Source organism: Ectopseudomonas toyotomiensis, from assembly GCF_017167985.1.
In the GTDB taxonomy this organism is placed as follows: Bacteria; Pseudomonadota; Gammaproteobacteria; order Pseudomonadales; family Pseudomonadaceae; genus Aquipseudomonas; species Aquipseudomonas toyotomiensis.
On sequence record NZ_CP070505.1, the window covers coordinates 1,940,152 to 1,955,259 of the forward strand.

Sequence of the window (15,108 nt, forward strand, 5' to 3'; positions counted from 1 at the left end):
CTTTTAAAATTCCGCAAGATTTCTCAGGACGTTTTTCATGGCCACCACGACCGGCACCCTCTACATCGTTTCCGCACCCTCCGGCGCCGGCAAGACCAGCCTGGTCAAGGCCCTGATCGACAGCGAGGCGCAGATTCGCGTCTCGGTCTCGCATACCACCCGCGCCATGCGTCCAGGTGAGGTGGACGGGGTCAACTACCACTTCGTCGACCATGCGCACTTCAACGCCATGCTCGAACGCAGTGAGTTCCTCGAACATGCCCAGGTCTTCGACAATCTCTACGGCACCTCGCAGAAGTGGGTCGAGCAGACCCTGGCCGAAGGCTTCGACCTGATTCTGGAGATCGACTGGCAGGGTGCACAGCAGGTGCGCAAGTTGATGCCGCAGGCCAAATCCATCTTCATCCTGCCGCCGACTCAGGAAGCTTTGCGTCACCGCCTGACCAACCGCGGCCAGGACAGCGGCGAGATCATCGAACGGCGCATGCGCGAGGCCGTCAGCGAGATGAGCCACTACGTCGAATACGACTACCTGGTGATCAACGACGACTTCAACCACGCCCTGAGCGACCTGAAAGCCATCTTCCGCAGCAACCAGCTGTCGCAAACACAACAGCAGCAGCGCCATGCCGGGCTGCTCAGCGAACTGCTGGCGTAAAACAGCGCTTCCATTGTCGCTGGTGATTTTTTAGACTATTCAGTCCGCTCGCCCGCTCGGGCCAAGCTTATCCGCACAAGTTACGAGGAACACCATGGCTCGCGTTACCGTCGAAGATTGCCTGGACAACGTTGATAACCGCTTCGAACTGGTCATGCTCGCGACCAAGCGTTCGCGCCAGCTGGCCACCGGCGGCAAAGAGCCGAAAGTGGCTTGGGAAAACGACAAGCCCACCGTAGTGGCCCTGCGCGAAATCGCTGCCGGCCTGGTGGACTACGAAGTGATCGCCCAGGAAGACATCGTCGAAGAAGAACCACTGTTCGCTGCCTTCGAGGAAGAGGCAAACGAGCCTCTGTAAGTCGATGATGCCGGGTCGAAGTCGCGCGGCGTGTAGCCAAGCCAGCCCTGAGGGGAATACCCCATGGCTGGCATAGACGCTCTCGCCGACCGACTTTCGGCCTATCTCGGCCATGACCAGGTCAACCTGGTGCGCCGAGCCTACTTCTACGCCGAACAGGCGCACGATGGCCAACGCCGCCGCAGTGGCGAAGCCTACGTGACCCATCCGCTGGCCGTGGCCAGCATCCTCGCCGATATGCACATGGATCATCAGAGCCTGATGGCCGCCATGCTGCACGACGTGATCGAAGACACCGGCATCGCCAAGGAAGCGCTCAACGCGCAGTTCGGCGAAACCGTGGCCGAACTGGTCGACGGGGTCAGCAAGCTGACCCAGATGAACTTCGAGACCAAGGCCGAGGCGCAGGCCGAGAACTTCCAGAAGATGGCCATGGCCATGGCCCGCGACATCCGCGTGATTCTGGTCAAGCTCGCCGACCGCCTGCACAACATGCGCACCCTCGATGCCATGCCGCACGAGAAGAGCCGGCGCATCGCCAAGGAAACCCTGGAAATCTACGCACCCATCGCCAACCGGCTGGGCATGCACAACATGCGCGTGGAGTTCGAAGACCTGGGCTTCAAGGCCATGCATCCGATGCGCTCCGAGCGCATCCGCGCCGCCGTGCGCCGCGCTCGGGGCAACCGCAAGGAAATCGTCGCCAAGATCGAGGAATCGATCCAGATGTGCCTGCAGCGCGAAGGCATGGAAGGCGAGGTGATCGGCCGCGAGAAGCACCTCTACAGCATCTACCAGAAGATGCGCGGCAAGCGTAAGGCGTTCAACGAGATCATGGACGTCTACGCCTTCCGCATCATCGTCGACAAGGTCGACACCTGCTACCGCGTGCTCGGCGCCGTGCATAACCTGTACAAGCCGCTGCCCGGCCGCTTCAAGGATTACATCGCGATCCCCAAGGCCAACGGCTACCAGTCGCTGCACACCACGCTGTTCGGCATGCACGGCGTGCCCATCGAGATCCAGATCCGCACCCGCGAAATGGAAGAGATGGCCAACAACGGCATCGCCGCGCACTGGCTGTACAAGTCCAACGAAGACGAAGCGCCCAAGGGCAACCACGCTCGCGCGCGTCAGTGGGTCAAGGGTGTACTGGAACTGCAGCAACGCGCCGGCAACTCGCTGGAATTCATCGAGAGCGTGAAGATCGACCTGTTCCCCGACGAGGTCTACGTGTTCACGCCCAAGGGCCGCATCATGGAGCTGCCGAAGGGCTCCACCGCGGTCGACTTCGCCTACGCGGTACACACCGACGTCGGCAACACCTGCATCGCCTGCCGCATCAATCGGCGCCTGGCGCCGCTGTCGCAGGCACTGGAAAGTGGCTCGACGGTAGAAATCGTCACCGCGCCGGGCGCCCGGCCGAATCCGGCCTGGCTCAACTTCGTGGTCACCGGCAAGGCGCGCACGCATATCCGCCACGCCCTCAAGCAGCAGCGCCGCTCGGAATCCATCAGCCTCGGCGAACGCCTGCTGAACAAGGTGCTGGCCAGCTTCGATACGCACCTGGAAAAGATCGCACCCGAGCGCGTACAGGCGGTACTCGGCGAATACCGCCAGGAAGTCATCGAGGACCTGCTCGAAGACATCGGCCTGGGCAACCGCATGGCTTACGTCGTGGCCCGCCGCCTGCTGGCCGAGAGTGGCGACGAAACCCTGCCGAGCAGCGAAGGGCCGCTGGCGATCCGCGGCACTGAGGGCCTGGTGATGAGCTACGCCAAGTGCTGCACGCCGATCCCGGGCGATCCCATCGTCGGCTATCTGTCCGCTGGCAAGGGCATGGTGGTGCACATGGAAAGCTGCCGGAACATCGTCGACATCCGCCACAATCCGGAAAAATGCATCCAGCTCAACTGGGCCAAGGATGTCACCGGCGAATTCAACGTCGAACTGCGCGTCGAGCTGGAACACCAGCGCGGCCTGATCGCTCTGCTGGCCAGCAGCGTCAATGCCGCCGATGGAAACATCGAGAAGATCAGCATGGACGAACGCGACGGCCGTATCAGCGTGGTGCAGTTGGTGGTCAGCGTGCATGACCGCGTGCACCTGGCCCGCGTGATCAAGAAACTGCGCGCGCTCAAGGGCGTGATGCGTATCACCCGAGTACGCGCCTGACACAATTCCCCTGTTTCCAGTCTGTAGGCTGGGTGCCTCGACCCAGCCAGTTCTCACAAGGAGCGATTCATGAGCAAGACCGTCATCACCAGCGACAAGGCCCCCGCCGCCATCGGCACCTACTCCCAGGCGATCAAGGCGGGCAACACCGTCTACATGTCCGGCCAGATTCCGCTGGACCCGGTGAGCATGGAGCTGGTCGAGGGCTTCGAAGCACAGACCGTGCAGGTCTTCGAGAACCTCAAGGCCGTCGCCGAAGCCGCCGGCGGCTCGTTCAAGGACATCGTCAAGCTGAACATCTTCCTCACCGACCTGTCGCACTTCGCCAAGGTCAACGAGGTCATGGGCCGCTACTTCGAGCAGCCCTACCCGGCGCGCGCTGCCATCGGCGTCGCTGCCCTGCCGCGCGGCGCGCAGGTGGAAATGGACGCTATTCTGGTCATCGAGTAAGTCGTTCGAGCGGGGCAGCAGGCCCCGCTCGCCCTTCCCCGGCATGGAGATCGCCATGCGTCTGCTTCCTCTGCTGTTACTGGCTGCCCTACTCGGCGGCTGCGCCAGCACACCGAACAACGACCCGAGCGGTACCTGGATCAACCAGGCAGCCATCGATGCCGCCCGCGAGAGCGGTCGCCTGCGCGAAGCCCTGCTCGCCTATGGGCCCAACCTCGAATGGCATATCGATCCTGAACGTCAGCAGGCCAGCTACAGCAACGGCTTCGAACTGGCCGAAGGCAGGCTGCAGGGTGCTGGAGAGGGGCGTTGGCAGGTCACCTTCTACGGTGATTACAACGAGCAGCTCGCCATACAGAACGGCGAACTGCTGCAGATCGCCAGCGAATACTGGCCCGAGCAGCACTTCGCCCGCGTCAACAGCTCCAGCGAACCCAAGCCACTGGGCAGCAGCTTCGAGCAGGCGCTATATCGCGACTACCTGGGCGGCGACTGGCTGATCGAGGAAGGTCTGGGCCAGGGCGGCCTGGTGCGCTTCAACAGCGACGGGCAGGTACAAGGCCTGCCCGGCGCCGAACGCTTCGCCCTGTGCCTGGCAGGCGACTGCGCGGCCATGAGCGGCGAACATGACAGTCTCTGGCTGCAAGCCGGTGATCAGGGTAGCCCCTGGTTGTTCGTGCATGAAGGCAATCAGTTGCGCATCTTCGAAGCGCAGAACCGCGCCCAGTTCGACGAGATGCCCGAGTACCAGCCCGGCCCGCAGCGCTGGCTGCTCAAGCGCCGCTGATCAGCAGGCGCCGCCTCCGGGCAGGAGCGGCGCCACGCTATAGAGCCCCCAGCAACAGCCAGCCTCCCAGCGCCAGCAACAGGCCACCGCAACCGCGATCCAGCCAGCGCACGCGCCGCGGCAACCAACTGCGCCAACGCGCCTGATCGAGCAGGCGCACCAGCGCCAGATCCCAAAACAGCACCACCAGGGTCATCCATAGCATCGCCAGGCCCAGCCCCCATGCCGGCATTGCCGACTCGCGCAAGACCCCGAATAGCCCGGCATAGAACAGCGGTAATTTGGGGTTGAGGCTGCTGGCCAGAAGGCCCTGACGCATGCCCTTCCACACCCCGCCGAGCCTCAGCTGATCACCCTGCGGCAGGACCAGATCTCGCCGCGAGGCCAGCGCCTGCAGGCCGATCCAGGCGAAATACAGCCCGCCGACGACCTGCAAGCAGCGCCACAGCCAACTGCCCTCGGCGGGTAACAACGCCATGGCAAAGAGCACCAGCAGCATGCTCAGCAGGTTGGCCAGCGCAATGCCGCAGGCGCAACCGTCGGCCTGGCGCCGGCCCTTGGCCAGAGCGGTGCGAATCAACAGAAAGAAGTCCGGCCCAGGCGACAGCAAGGCCGCGAAATGAGTACCGGCCACCAGTAGAAACAACGCGAACATGGAACCTCCGTTTGGCGGAGGCAGTGTCGGCAACTGGCGGTGTCGATGTATTGGAAAAAACTCAGAGGAGCCCAGCGTATGCCATGTCACCCACCTTTCCATGTCCTAACCGGCGGCCCCGGTAGCGGCAAAAGTAGTTTGCTGGCAGCCCTGGCCCAGAAGGGCCAAAACGTCGTCGAGGAAGCCGGTCGGGAGATCATTCGTGATCAGCAAGCCATCGCCGGCCTGGGCCTGCCCTGGCACAACCCGAGGCTGTTCGCCGAACTGATGCTGGCGTGGGAGCTCAGGGCTCACCGCCAGGCGCTGACGAGGAAAGGGCCGGTGTTCTTTGACCGCAGCCTGGTCGATATCATCGGCTACCTGCGCCTGAACGACCTGCCGGTCGGCGAGCATCTGCTACAGGCGGTGCGCCAATTGCGTTACCAGAGGCAGGTCTTCCTGCTGCCGCACTGGCCGCAGATCTACCGCAACGACCACGAGCGCCGCCAGGATGCGGCCGAGGCCGAACGGACCTGCGCGGTGATGCGCGAAGTCTATGTAGAAGCCGGTTATCGACTGATCGAGGTACCGCGAATGAGCCTGGCGCAGCGCCGCGACTTCGTGCTGCAGTGCAGTGGCCTCAACCCGTCGCCAGCGTACGAAAACGCCCCGGAGTGACCCCGGTGAAACGGCGAAACACCCCATTGAAATGCGCCTGGTCATAAAAGCCCAGGTCCAGTGCGACATCGGCCAGGGCCTGGCCTTGCAACAACCTACGCTTGGCCTCACGCACTCGGCGCTGCAGCAGATAGGTATGCGGCGGCACGCCATAGGCACGGCGGAAGGCTTCGATCAGGTGGCGTGGGTGACGCTGCACCAGTGCGGCCAGCTGCTCCAGACTGACGGCCTCGGCGTAGTGCGCTTCCAGGTAATCACGCAGGTACGCCGTCACCCCGCTGTCACGAAATGCCGGTCGCGCCTCGCGCAAGCCGCCGTGGCGGACAAAGACCAGCTCCAACAGCGCCAGCAGTTCGCTCTCCAGCACCAGCGCATCGCCCCGCTCGAACTCGCCGGCCAGCCGTGCCAGGCCTGTCGAGACCTGGCCGTCGTCATCCGGGTTGAGCGTGCCGAAGCCATTGGGCAGGCGCTTGCGCCCGAGCAGCGCCGGCAGCCGCGACTCCTCGACATAGAGCATGCGATAAACCACACGCGCCGATTCGGCGTGCCCGGTATGCGGCTCTTCGGGGTTCATCAGCGACAGGGTGCCGGCAGGCAGCGCATAGCGCTGACCTCGGCACTGGTAGCCTCCGACACCCTGCACGATAGCGCCGATGGCAAAGGCATCGTGACTGTGACGGCCAAAGGCCTGTCCGGAGAAGTCGGCGTGAAACAGCTCGACGCCCGGCAGCCAGGGCTTGGCCAGCAAGCTGTTGGCGTCCATTTCAGCGCTCGGCGAGGATCGCCGCATAGCCCTCGCGGTAGCTCGGATACTGCGGCGCCCAACCCAGCGCACGAGCGCGGGCATTGCGGCAACGCTTGCTGCCGGCTCGGCGCACGCGCTGCTCGTCGCTCCAATGGCTGACGCCTAGTTGCTCACGCAGCCAACCCACTACTTCGTGCAGCGGCGCCGGCTCGTCGTCGACACCCAGGTAGCAATCGGCCAAGGGCACACCGGCGGCATCCGCCTGCAACAGCGTGGCGAACAGGCCGGCTGCATCCTCGACATGAATGCGATTGCCATACAACGGCGGCGTTTCGCTGACCCGATAGCCGCCGCGCACCTGGCTCAGCAACCATTCGCGACCAGGGCCGTAAAGGCCTGTCAGACGCACCGTGGTCGCCGGCAACCCGCTGTCGAGCGCGACACGTTCGGCCTCGCGCATGATCACCGCAGAAAAACTCTGGGCCTCAGCCACAGAGTCCTCGTCGATCCACTCGCCTTCCTGCTGCCCGTACACGCCGCTGCTGGAGGCGAACAGGATACGTCGAGGTCGCTGACCATGTTGCGCCAGCCAGTCCAGCACGCGGCGCAGCCCCTCGATATAGGCGGCGCGATAGCCGGCCTCGTCATGCTCGGTAGCTGCTGCGCAGTACACCAGGTAATCCAGTTGCCCCTGCGGCCAATCCGCCGGACAGGCATCGGCATGCAGATCGCCGGCCAGCGGCTCGATCGCGGCAGGCAGTGCAGCCACGTTGCGGCGCATGCCGATCACGCGCCAGCCTTGTGCGGCCATCCGCAGGCCAAGGCGGGTACCGACGTCTCCACACCCGGCAATCAGCAGGCTGTTGCATTCGGACATGCTTTTCTCCATGACATTTATGCAAAGGCGCAGTTTAGCCCGGTTGGTTCATCTGTTTGCAAAGGCTATGCTTGTCGGCAATTTAATGGATAAACACTATGACCCTCACCGAACTGCGGTACATCGTCACCCTCGCCCAGGAACAACACTTCGGCCGCGCCGCCGAGCGTTGCCACGTCAGCCAGCCGACCCTGTCGGTGGGCGTGAAGAAGTTGGAGGACGAGCTCGGCGTACTGATCTTCGAGCGCAGCAAGAGCGCCGTGCGCCTGACCCCGGTCGGTGAGGGCATCGTCACCCAGGCACAGAAGGTGCTGGAGCAGGCCCAGGGCATTCGCGAACTGGCCCAGGCCGGCAAGAACCAGCTGACCGCCCCACTGAAGATTGGCGCCATCTACACCGTCGGCCCCTATCTGTTCCCGCACCTGATTCCGCAGTTGCACCGGGTCGCCCCGGACATGCCGCTGTACATCGAGGAAAACTTCACCCATATCCTGCGCGACAAGCTGCGCACCGGCGAGCTGGACGCCATCATCATCGCCCTGCCGTTCCAGGAGGCCGATGTGCTGACCAAGCCGCTTTACGACGAGCCGTTCTACGCCCTGCTGCCGGCCGGCCACCCTTGGGCGGCGCTGGACACCATCGACACCAAACTGCTCAACGACAAGAGCCTGCTGCTGCTCGGCGAGGGCCATTGTTTCCGTGATCAGGTGCTGGAAGCCTGCCCGACCCTGCGCAAGGGCGGTGACGATCACGGCAAGCACACCACGGTGGAATCCAGCTCGCTGGAAACCATCCGCCATATGGTCGCCTCCGGCCTCGGCGTGTCGATCCTGCCGTTCTCGGCAGTGGACAGCCACCACTATGCGCCCGGCGTGATCGAAGTGCGTCCGCTCAGCGCGCCGGTGCCGTTCCGTACCGTGGCCATCGCCTGGCGCGCCAGCTTCCCGCGGCCCAACGCCATCGAAGTGCTGGCCGACTCGATCCGCCTCTGCTCGGTCGCCCGCAGCCCGCAGACCAAGGCAGTCTGAGGCCAGAGGTGAGCGAGCTGGCAGCGGTTTCCGTCACTGCGCTCAAAGGCGTAGGCGCCGCCCTGGCCGAGAAACTGGCCAAGGTCGGCCTGGAAAACCTGCAGGACGTGCTGTTCCACCTGCCGCTGCGCTACCAGGATCGCACCCGCATCACCCCAATTGGCGCGCTGCGCCCAGGGCAGGATGCGGTGGTCGAGGGCATCGTCGCCGGTGCCGACGTGGTCATGGGCCGGCGGCGCAGCCTGCTGGTACGCCTGCAGGACGGCAGCGGCACGCTGAGCCTGCGCTTCTTCCACTTCAGCCAGGCGCAGAAGGAAGGGCTCAAACGCGGCACCGCTCTGCGCTGCTACGGTGAAGTACGCCCCGGCGCCACCGGCCTGGAGATCTACCATCCGGAATACCGCGCGCAGAGCGGCGACGAGCCGGCCCCGGTGGAGCAGAGCCTGACACCCATCTACCCGACCACCGAAGGCCTCACCCAGCAGCGCCTGCGCCAGCTCAGCCAGCAGGCCCTGGCGCGCCTGGGCCCACGCAGTCTGCCGGACTGGCTGCCCGATGAGCTGGCCCGCGACTATCGCCTGGCGCCGCTGGACGAGGCCATCCGTTACCTGCATCGGCCGCCGCCGGACGCCGATGTCGAAGAGCTCGCCGAGGGCCGCCACTGGGCTCAGCATCGCCTGGCCTTCGAGGAACTGCTGACTCATCAGCTATCTCTGCAGCGCCTGCGCGAACAGGTGCGTGCGCAACAGGCGCCAGCCCTGCCGCCTGCGCAGAAGCTGCCGCAACAGTACCTCGCCAACCTCGGCTTTGCCCCAACCGGCGCGCAGCAGCGCGTCGGTGCCGAGATCGCCTACGACCTGGCGCAGAGCGAGCCCATGCTGCGCCTGGTGCAGGGTGATGTCGGCGCCGGCAAGACGGTGGTCGCCGCGCTGGCCGCCCTGCAGGCACTGGAGGCCGGTTATCAGGTGGCACTGATGGCGCCGACCGAGATCCTCGCCGAGCAGCACTTTCTCAACTTCAGCAAATGGCTGGCACCGCTTGGTCTGGACGTCGCCTGGCTGGCCGGCAAGCTCAAGGGCAAGGCCCGCGCAGCAGCCCTGGAACAGATCGCCGACGGCTGCCCGATGGTGGTCGGCACCCACGCCCTGTTCCAGGACGAAGTGAAGTTCAAGCGCCTGGCCCTGGTGATCATCGACGAACAGCACCGCTTCGGCGTGCAGCAGCGCCTGGCCCTGCGCCAGAAGGGCATCGACGGGCGCCTCTGTCCGCATCAGTTGATCATGACCGCTACCCCTATCCCGCGCACCCTGGCGATGAGTGCCTATGCCGATCTGGACACCTCGATCCTCGACGAACTGCCGCCAGGGCGCACGCCGGTCAACACCCTGGTGATCGCCGACAGCCGCCGCGATGAGGTGGTCGAACGCGTACGCAATGCCTGCCAGCAGGGGCGCCAGGCCTACTGGGTGTGCACCCTGATCGAAGAATCCGAAGAGCTCACCTGCCAGGCCGCGGAAACCAGCTTCGAGGAGCTGTCTGCGGCCCTCGGCGAGCTGCGCGTCGGGCTGATCCACGGGCGCATGAAACCGGCCGAAAAAGCCGCGGTGATGGATGAGTTCAAGCAAGGCAAGCTGCAGCTGCTGGTGGCCACCACGGTAATCGAGGTCGGCGTCGACGTACCCAATGCCAGCCTGATGATCATTGAAAATCCCGAACGCCTGGGCCTGGCCCAGCTACACCAGCTGCGCGGCCGGGTCGGCCGTGGCAGCGCCGCCAGTCATTGCGTGCTGCTCTACCATGCGCCATTGTCGCAACTCGGGCGCGAGCGCCTGGCAATCATGCGCGAGACCACCGACGGTTTCGTCATCGCCGAGAAGGACCTCGAACTCAGGGGGCCGGGGGAAATGCTCGGCACCCGGCAGACCGGTCTGCTGCAATTCAAGGTCGCCGACCTGATGCGCGATGCCGACCTCCTGCCCGCCGTGCGCGACGCGGCGCAGGCACTATTGGAACATTGGCCACAACATGTGGCTCCATTGTTGGAACGCTGGTTGCGTCACGGCCAGCAATACGGTCAAGTGTGAACCTGTTCACAGGACAGCCGTCGCCACGAACCTTTGCGCAAATCCTCGCTGGTTATACTCCGGGGCACATGCGCCAACGCTGGATATCGATATGACTGAAGCAGCCCTCGCCGCCAACGCCACTGCACAAGCGCCCGCCGTGATCGTGCAACTGCTGGAGAAACTCGCCGTGCCCTATCAGGTACGCGCGGAGCGCCCGGGTCAGCCAAGCGAGGCGCGCCTGCAGGCCGTGCTGGTGGACGATGCCATCGGCGCCCTGCTGGTACTCTATCCGCGTAGCCACATGCTCGATCTGTCGCGCCTGGCCGAACTGACTGGGCGCCAGCTCACCGCGGTCAAGCCGGAACGCCTGGAGCGCATGCTCGGCAAGCACAATCTGGCCGCACTGCCCGGTTTGCCGCCGCTGACCAGTTCGCCCTGCCTCTACGAAGAACGCCTGCTGCAGGTGCCCAGTCTGCTGATCGAGTCCGGCCAGCCTGGTGTGTTGCTGGAGATCCCCACCGAAGCCTTCAAGGCGCTGCTGAGCAAGGCCAGCGCGGCGCGTTTCGGTGAGCCGGTCAGCGCGATCAAACCGAACCTCGATCGCCCCCATGACGACCGCGCGGAAATCACCCAAGCCGTGCAGGCCTTTACCGCACGCCGCATCCAGCAGCGTCTGGAAGAAACCATCGAGATTCCGCCGCTGCCGGAAACCGCACAGAAGATCATCAAGCTGCGCGTTGACCCTAATGCCACGGTGGACGACATCACCGGCGTGGTCGAAACCGATCCCGCGCTGGCGGCCCAGGTAGTCAGCTGGGCCGCCTCGCCCTACTACGCCGCGCCCGGCAAGATCCGCTCGGTGGAAGATGCCATCGTCCGCGTGCTGGGCTTCGACCTGGTGATCAACCTGGCTCTCGGCCTGGCGCTGGGCAAGACTCTGAGCCTGCCCAAGGATCAGCCGCAGCACGCCACCCCTTACTGGCAGCAAGCGATCTATACCGCTGCAGTGATCGAGGGCCTGACCCGCGCCATGCCGCGCGCACAGCGCCCGGAAGCCGGCCTGACCTACCTGGCCGGCCTGCTGCACAACTTCGGTTATCTGGTCCTGGCGCACGTGTTCCCACCGCACTTCTCGTTGATCTGCCGTCACCTGGAGGTCAACCCGCACCTGCCTGCCGGGCATATCGAGCAGCACCTGCTGGGCATTACCCGCGAGCAGATCGGTGCCTGGCTGATGCGCCACTGGGATATGCCGGAAGAGCTGTCCAGCGCTCTGCGCTTTCAGCACGATCCGTCCTACGCCGGCGACAGCGCGGCCTTCCCCAATCTGGTGTGCCTGGCGGTCAGCCTGCTGCGCAACCGGGGTATCGGTGCCGGGCCGCAGAACGAGATTCCTGATGAGCTGTTCGACGCCCTGGGGCTGACCCGGGAAAAAGCCGAGGACGCAGTGAACAAGGTGCTCAGCGCCGAAGTGGCTTTACGCGAACTGGCGGCGCAGTTCCAGCAGCCGCACTGACAGACACCCCCGATGCCCATGCAGCCAGGCATCGGGCGTAGGGCGTAGGGCGTACTCGGCTTTGGCTGCTCGCTTCGCCTCGAGTGAGCGGCGCTCCGGGCCACCCTACGGCTTGCGCAGTTGCTCGCGACGTTCAGAGAATAGCTGCGGCACCACTTCCAGGCTGATGGCAAGCAGCTGGCTGACGCTGGGATGCTCGTAGAGTGCCGCATACTCGGCGAGCTGATCGCTGGGCATCTGCCGGTAGGCATAGAACATGAAGCTTTCCACTGCCAGCTCGCTGGATTGGCGAATGGCGTTCGCTTGCGTCTGCGTCTGCGCCTGCAGTTCGGCTTCGCTGAGGTTCTCGCCCCGCGCCCTTAGCGCCAGCAATGCCTGGGTCTTGCCGACTTCGTAACGTAGCAGGCTGGCCAGTTCAGTGGTACGCGCGGCAGCGTCGAGACGCTTGACCAACTCCAGACGCGCGCCTCGTGGCGGCTGCTCCTGCAGGCGCTGGCGGTATTCAGCCAAGCCTTCGGGTTGCTCACCGACGGCGCGCTCGGCAGCGGTGAAACGCTGCGCCAACGGGCTGTCGAGACGCTCACGGGCCTGCTCGCCCTGCGCCGCATCGAAGCGGGCAGCGACGCGCTGGGCCAGGTCCAGACAAAAGGCCTCGCCAGCGAAGAGCTGAGCGAGGCGCTTCTGTTCGGTTTCATCCTGGCCACGCTGCACCAACGGCGCACTCTGTTCGCACAGCAGATGGATACCGGCGAGCTCGAACAACGGTAACAAGGCCTTGGCAGACGCTGGCTCGGCCCGTGCGGTGGTGGCGGCCAGCAATAGCAGGGGTAACAGGAAAAGACGCATGGTCGGGCTTTCCACAGGGACGTGCCTGGCAGCCTAACCAAAGCGCGGCGTCGCGGCCAGCCGCGACACGCATCGGTGCCGATTAGGCGGCCTTTTTCGGCGCCTCGGTCTTCTTCTTCGGCATCAGGTACTTGGTCAGGCCCTGAAACCACATGACAAGCGCCGGGTTGCCCTGGATCTGGATGTCCTTGTTCTGGATGCCCTGCATGAAGGCCAGCTGCTTGTTCTTCGCGGTCATGGTTTCAAAGCCGTAGGCGGCATCCTTGAAGCCAATGGCGAAGGCCGGATCCGTGGCGGTGCCGCGCTTGCTGGTCACGCGCTGACCGGCCACCGTGAAGTGGCGTGCGACCTTGCCGTCCAGCGTGTGCAGTTGGAAGACCATATCGCGACCTTCGAGCTGCTGGCGGAACGCCGGGTTTTCACGACTGGCCTTGGCCATCAGGCGGCCCAGCATCCACAGGAGAAAACGGAATTTCATGCACAAGGCCTCGTGATCGAAGATGATGGCCGCGCATTGTAGTGGTTTTCTTGCAGGACTACAGCCTGTCTAAAGCATGGCTGTATCAGCGAATGTCGCAGCATGGCTGCGCAGGGGGAACCCGGAGCCGAACGGCTCCGGGTAACGGGCTCAGTTGACCGCGTCTTTCAGGGACTTGCCCGGTTTGAAGGCGACGGTGTTGCTGGCCTTGATCTTCACCGGCTGACCGGTTTGCGGATTCTTACCAGTACGGGCGCCACGGTGGCGTTGGACGAAAGTACCGAAGCCAACCAGGGTCACACTGTCCTTGCGGTTCAGTGCACCGGTGATTTCTTCCAGTACGGCGTTGAGTACACGATTGGCCTGATCCTTGGTCAGATCAGCCTTTTCGGCGATGGCGGCGGCGAGTTCCGGTTTACGCATAAATGCCTCTTTGACGGTTTTTTGTTGTTGTGTCCGTGCTGTCCTTCCAGAACAGCGCCCAAGGCGCCGCAACAGCTCTGCGCTGCGGCAGACCTTTGGGAGAATGGCATGCCGCATCGCGCTGCGCCAGTCTCGCCCGCCACTTTAACCAGGCAATTTCGTGGCGTATCCGACAGAACGGCAGGCAATCACGCCAGCAGCGCCGGTAGCTCCTTGTTCAGTGCCAGTTTCTCCTGCACGGCGGCGCCGGTCAGCACATAACCGAGCAGTGCTCCGGAAGCATCGCGGCAGAGCGCCTTGATGTCGCTGCCGCTGCCTTCGACCGTCCATTCGCCCTGGCTGCCACGCGGTGGCGGCGAGACCACCAGCGGGCATACAGGCGTCTTTACGGTCACCGGCATCGGCCCATAGCTGACCGCCGTCGGCTCACCAGCCAGGGTCTTGGCCAGCGCCCGGGCACAGGCCATCAGCGGCATGACGTAGAGCAGGTTGAGGCCGTCGACCTCGGCGCAGTCGCCCAGGGCGTAGATATTGGCGTGCGAGGTGCGCAACTGGCGGTCGACCATCACCCCACGGTTGATGTCGAGACCGGCTGCCGCAGCGAGCGCGGTGCGCGGACGCAGGCCGACTGCGGAGACCACCGCGTCGCACGCAATCAGGCGGCCATCGGACAGCGTCGCCTGCAGCGCATCGCCTTGGCGGTCGAGACTGGCCAGCACCGGGCCGAGATGAAAACGTACACCCAGACCTTCCAGGCCGGCTTGTACGGCAGAGGCCGCTGCCGGATGCAGCAGGCCCGGCATCACCTGCTCACAGGGCGCCAGCAGTTCTACCTCATAGCCGCCAGCACTGAGGTCGTTGGCAAACTCGCAACCAATCAGCCCGGCGCCGAGGATCAATACCCGACGCTTGCCAGCCACGGCGCTGCGAAAACGCGCGTAGTCTTCCAGGTCATTGATCGGGAACACCGCGTCCTGGGCATCGCCTTCCACCGGCACACGAATCGGCTCGGCGCCCCAGGCCAGCACCAGGTCGCGGTATGGCACGGCTTCCTCACCGATCCACAAGCGTTTGTGGCCGGGGTCGATTCCGGTGATACGGGTATGGGTGCGAATTTCCGCGTTGAGCTGCTCGGCCATGGCGCCGGCTTCGGCCATGGCCAGGCCGTCGGCATCCTTGTTCTTGCCAAAGCCAGTGGACAGCATCGGCTTGGAATAGGAGCGCCCGTCGTCAGCAGTGATCAGCAGCAGAGGCGTCTGGGTGTCGAGCTTGCGCCACTCCTTGGCCAGGTTGTAGCCGGCCAGGCCGGTGCCGACGATGACGACTGGTGCACTCATGCGCTCTTTCCTCACAATAAAAACGACGCGACGACCCACCGGCCGCCTCCCG

At 64.5% G+C, this 15,108-nt stretch carries 16 protein-coding genes; 9 read left to right on the forward strand and 7 right to left on the reverse strand.

All coding sequences use genetic code 11. The features are described from left to right. Positions 1-37 precede the first annotated feature (37 nt). From gmk to JWV26_RS08960, 5 genes are all read left to right on the forward strand, one after another. Entirely contained in the window at positions 38-658 is a 621-nt protein-coding gene (gene gmk, locus JWV26_RS08940) for a guanylate kinase (protein ID WP_206418857.1), read from the forward strand. 94 nt (positions 659-752) lie between these two features. Continuing rightward, entirely contained in the window at positions 753-1,016 is a 264-nt protein-coding gene (gene rpoZ, locus JWV26_RS08945) for a DNA-directed RNA polymerase subunit omega (protein ID WP_036998775.1), read from the forward strand. A gap of 63 nt (positions 1,017-1,079) precedes the next feature. Further along, positions 1,080-3,191, forward strand: a complete 2,112-nt coding sequence (gene spoT / locus JWV26_RS08950; protein WP_013717759.1) for a bifunctional GTP diphosphokinase/guanosine-3',5'-bis pyrophosphate 3'-pyrophosphohydrolase — start codon at positions 1,080-1,082, stop codon at positions 3,189-3,191. A 69-nt stretch (positions 3,192-3,260) separates the two neighbouring features. Beyond that, the gene (locus tag JWV26_RS08955) at positions 3,261-3,641 is read left to right on the forward strand and encodes a RidA family protein (RefSeq protein ID WP_013717760.1); all 381 of its coding nucleotides are present in this window, start codon (positions 3,261-3,263) and stop codon (positions 3,639-3,641) included. A gap of 55 nt (positions 3,642-3,696) precedes the next feature. Then, a complete protein-coding gene (locus JWV26_RS08960; RefSeq protein ID WP_196460324.1) occupies positions 3,697-4,428 on the forward strand; it encodes a hypothetical protein in 732 nt (243 codons plus the stop codon). 37 nt (positions 4,429-4,465) lie between these two features. Here the strand turns inward: JWV26_RS08960 and JWV26_RS08965 are convergent, their stop codons facing one another. Beyond that, positions 4,466-5,083 carry a LysE family translocator gene (locus JWV26_RS08965; protein ID WP_206418858.1) on the reverse strand — a complete coding sequence of 206 codons (618 nt, stop codon included), beginning with the start codon at positions 5,081-5,083 and terminating at the stop codon, positions 4,466-4,468. A 78-nt stretch (positions 5,084-5,161) separates the two neighbouring features. Between JWV26_RS08965 and JWV26_RS08970 the strand changes: the two genes are divergently transcribed. After that, positions 5,162-5,740 (forward strand): AAA family ATPase, encoded by a 579-nt coding sequence (locus JWV26_RS08970; RefSeq protein WP_206418859.1) that lies wholly within the window; start codon positions 5,162-5,164, stop codon positions 5,738-5,740. Here JWV26_RS08970 and JWV26_RS08975 read toward each other — a convergent pair. Both JWV26_RS08975 and JWV26_RS08980 read right to left on the reverse strand, forming a co-directional pair. Continuing rightward, entirely contained in the window at positions 5,703-6,503 is an 801-nt protein-coding gene (locus tag JWV26_RS08975) for a helix-turn-helix transcriptional regulator (protein ID WP_206418860.1), read from the reverse strand. The two genes, JWV26_RS08970 and JWV26_RS08975, sit on opposite strands and share 38 nt — an antisense overlap. A 1-nt stretch (position 6,504) precedes the next feature. Then, positions 6,505-7,362, reverse strand: a complete 858-nt coding sequence (locus JWV26_RS08980) for an NAD-dependent epimerase/dehydratase family protein (protein ID WP_206418861.1) — start codon at positions 7,360-7,362, stop codon at positions 6,505-6,507. Between the two features lie 98 nt (positions 7,363-7,460). Between JWV26_RS08980 and JWV26_RS08985 the strand changes: the two genes are divergently transcribed. The 3 genes from JWV26_RS08985 to JWV26_RS08995 all read left to right on the forward strand — a co-directional run bounded on the left by JWV26_RS08985 (position 7,461) and on the right by JWV26_RS08995 (position 11,972). Next, entirely contained in the window at positions 7,461-8,390 is a 930-nt protein-coding gene (locus JWV26_RS08985) for a hydrogen peroxide-inducible genes activator (protein WP_003242562.1), read from the forward strand. A gap of 8 nt (positions 8,391-8,398) precedes the next feature. Further along, positions 8,399-10,474: an ATP-dependent DNA helicase RecG gene (recG, locus tag JWV26_RS08990; protein WP_206418862.1), complete on the forward strand. Its 2,076-nt coding sequence runs from the start codon at positions 8,399-8,401 to the stop codon at positions 10,472-10,474. A gap of 91 nt (positions 10,475-10,565) precedes the next feature. Then, positions 10,566-11,972, forward strand: a complete 1,407-nt coding sequence (locus JWV26_RS08995; RefSeq protein ID WP_072426166.1) for an aminoacyl-tRNA deacylase and HDOD domain-containing protein — start codon at positions 10,566-10,568, stop codon at positions 11,970-11,972. Between the two features lie 105 nt (positions 11,973-12,077). Here JWV26_RS08995 and JWV26_RS09000 read toward each other — a convergent pair whose 3' ends face one another. The 4 genes from JWV26_RS09000 to JWV26_RS09015 form a co-directional block, all read right to left on the reverse strand. Next, on the reverse strand, positions 12,078-12,818 hold the full coding sequence (locus JWV26_RS09000) for a hypothetical protein (RefSeq protein ID WP_175549349.1): 741 nt from the start codon (positions 12,816-12,818) through the stop codon (positions 12,078-12,080). An 82-nt stretch (positions 12,819-12,900) separates the two neighbouring features. Continuing rightward, positions 12,901-13,296: a hypothetical protein gene (locus JWV26_RS09005; protein WP_003464625.1), complete on the reverse strand. Its 396-nt coding sequence runs from the start codon at positions 13,294-13,296 to the stop codon at positions 12,901-12,903. A 150-nt stretch (positions 13,297-13,446) separates the two neighbouring features. Next, entirely contained in the window at positions 13,447-13,719 is a 273-nt protein-coding gene (locus JWV26_RS09010) for an HU family DNA-binding protein (protein WP_003242571.1), read from the reverse strand. Between the two features lie 188 nt (positions 13,720-13,907). Further along, positions 13,908-15,056, reverse strand: a complete 1,149-nt coding sequence (locus JWV26_RS09015; RefSeq protein WP_206418863.1) for an FAD-dependent oxidoreductase — start codon at positions 15,054-15,056, stop codon at positions 13,908-13,910. Positions 15,057-15,108 lie beyond the last annotated feature (52 nt).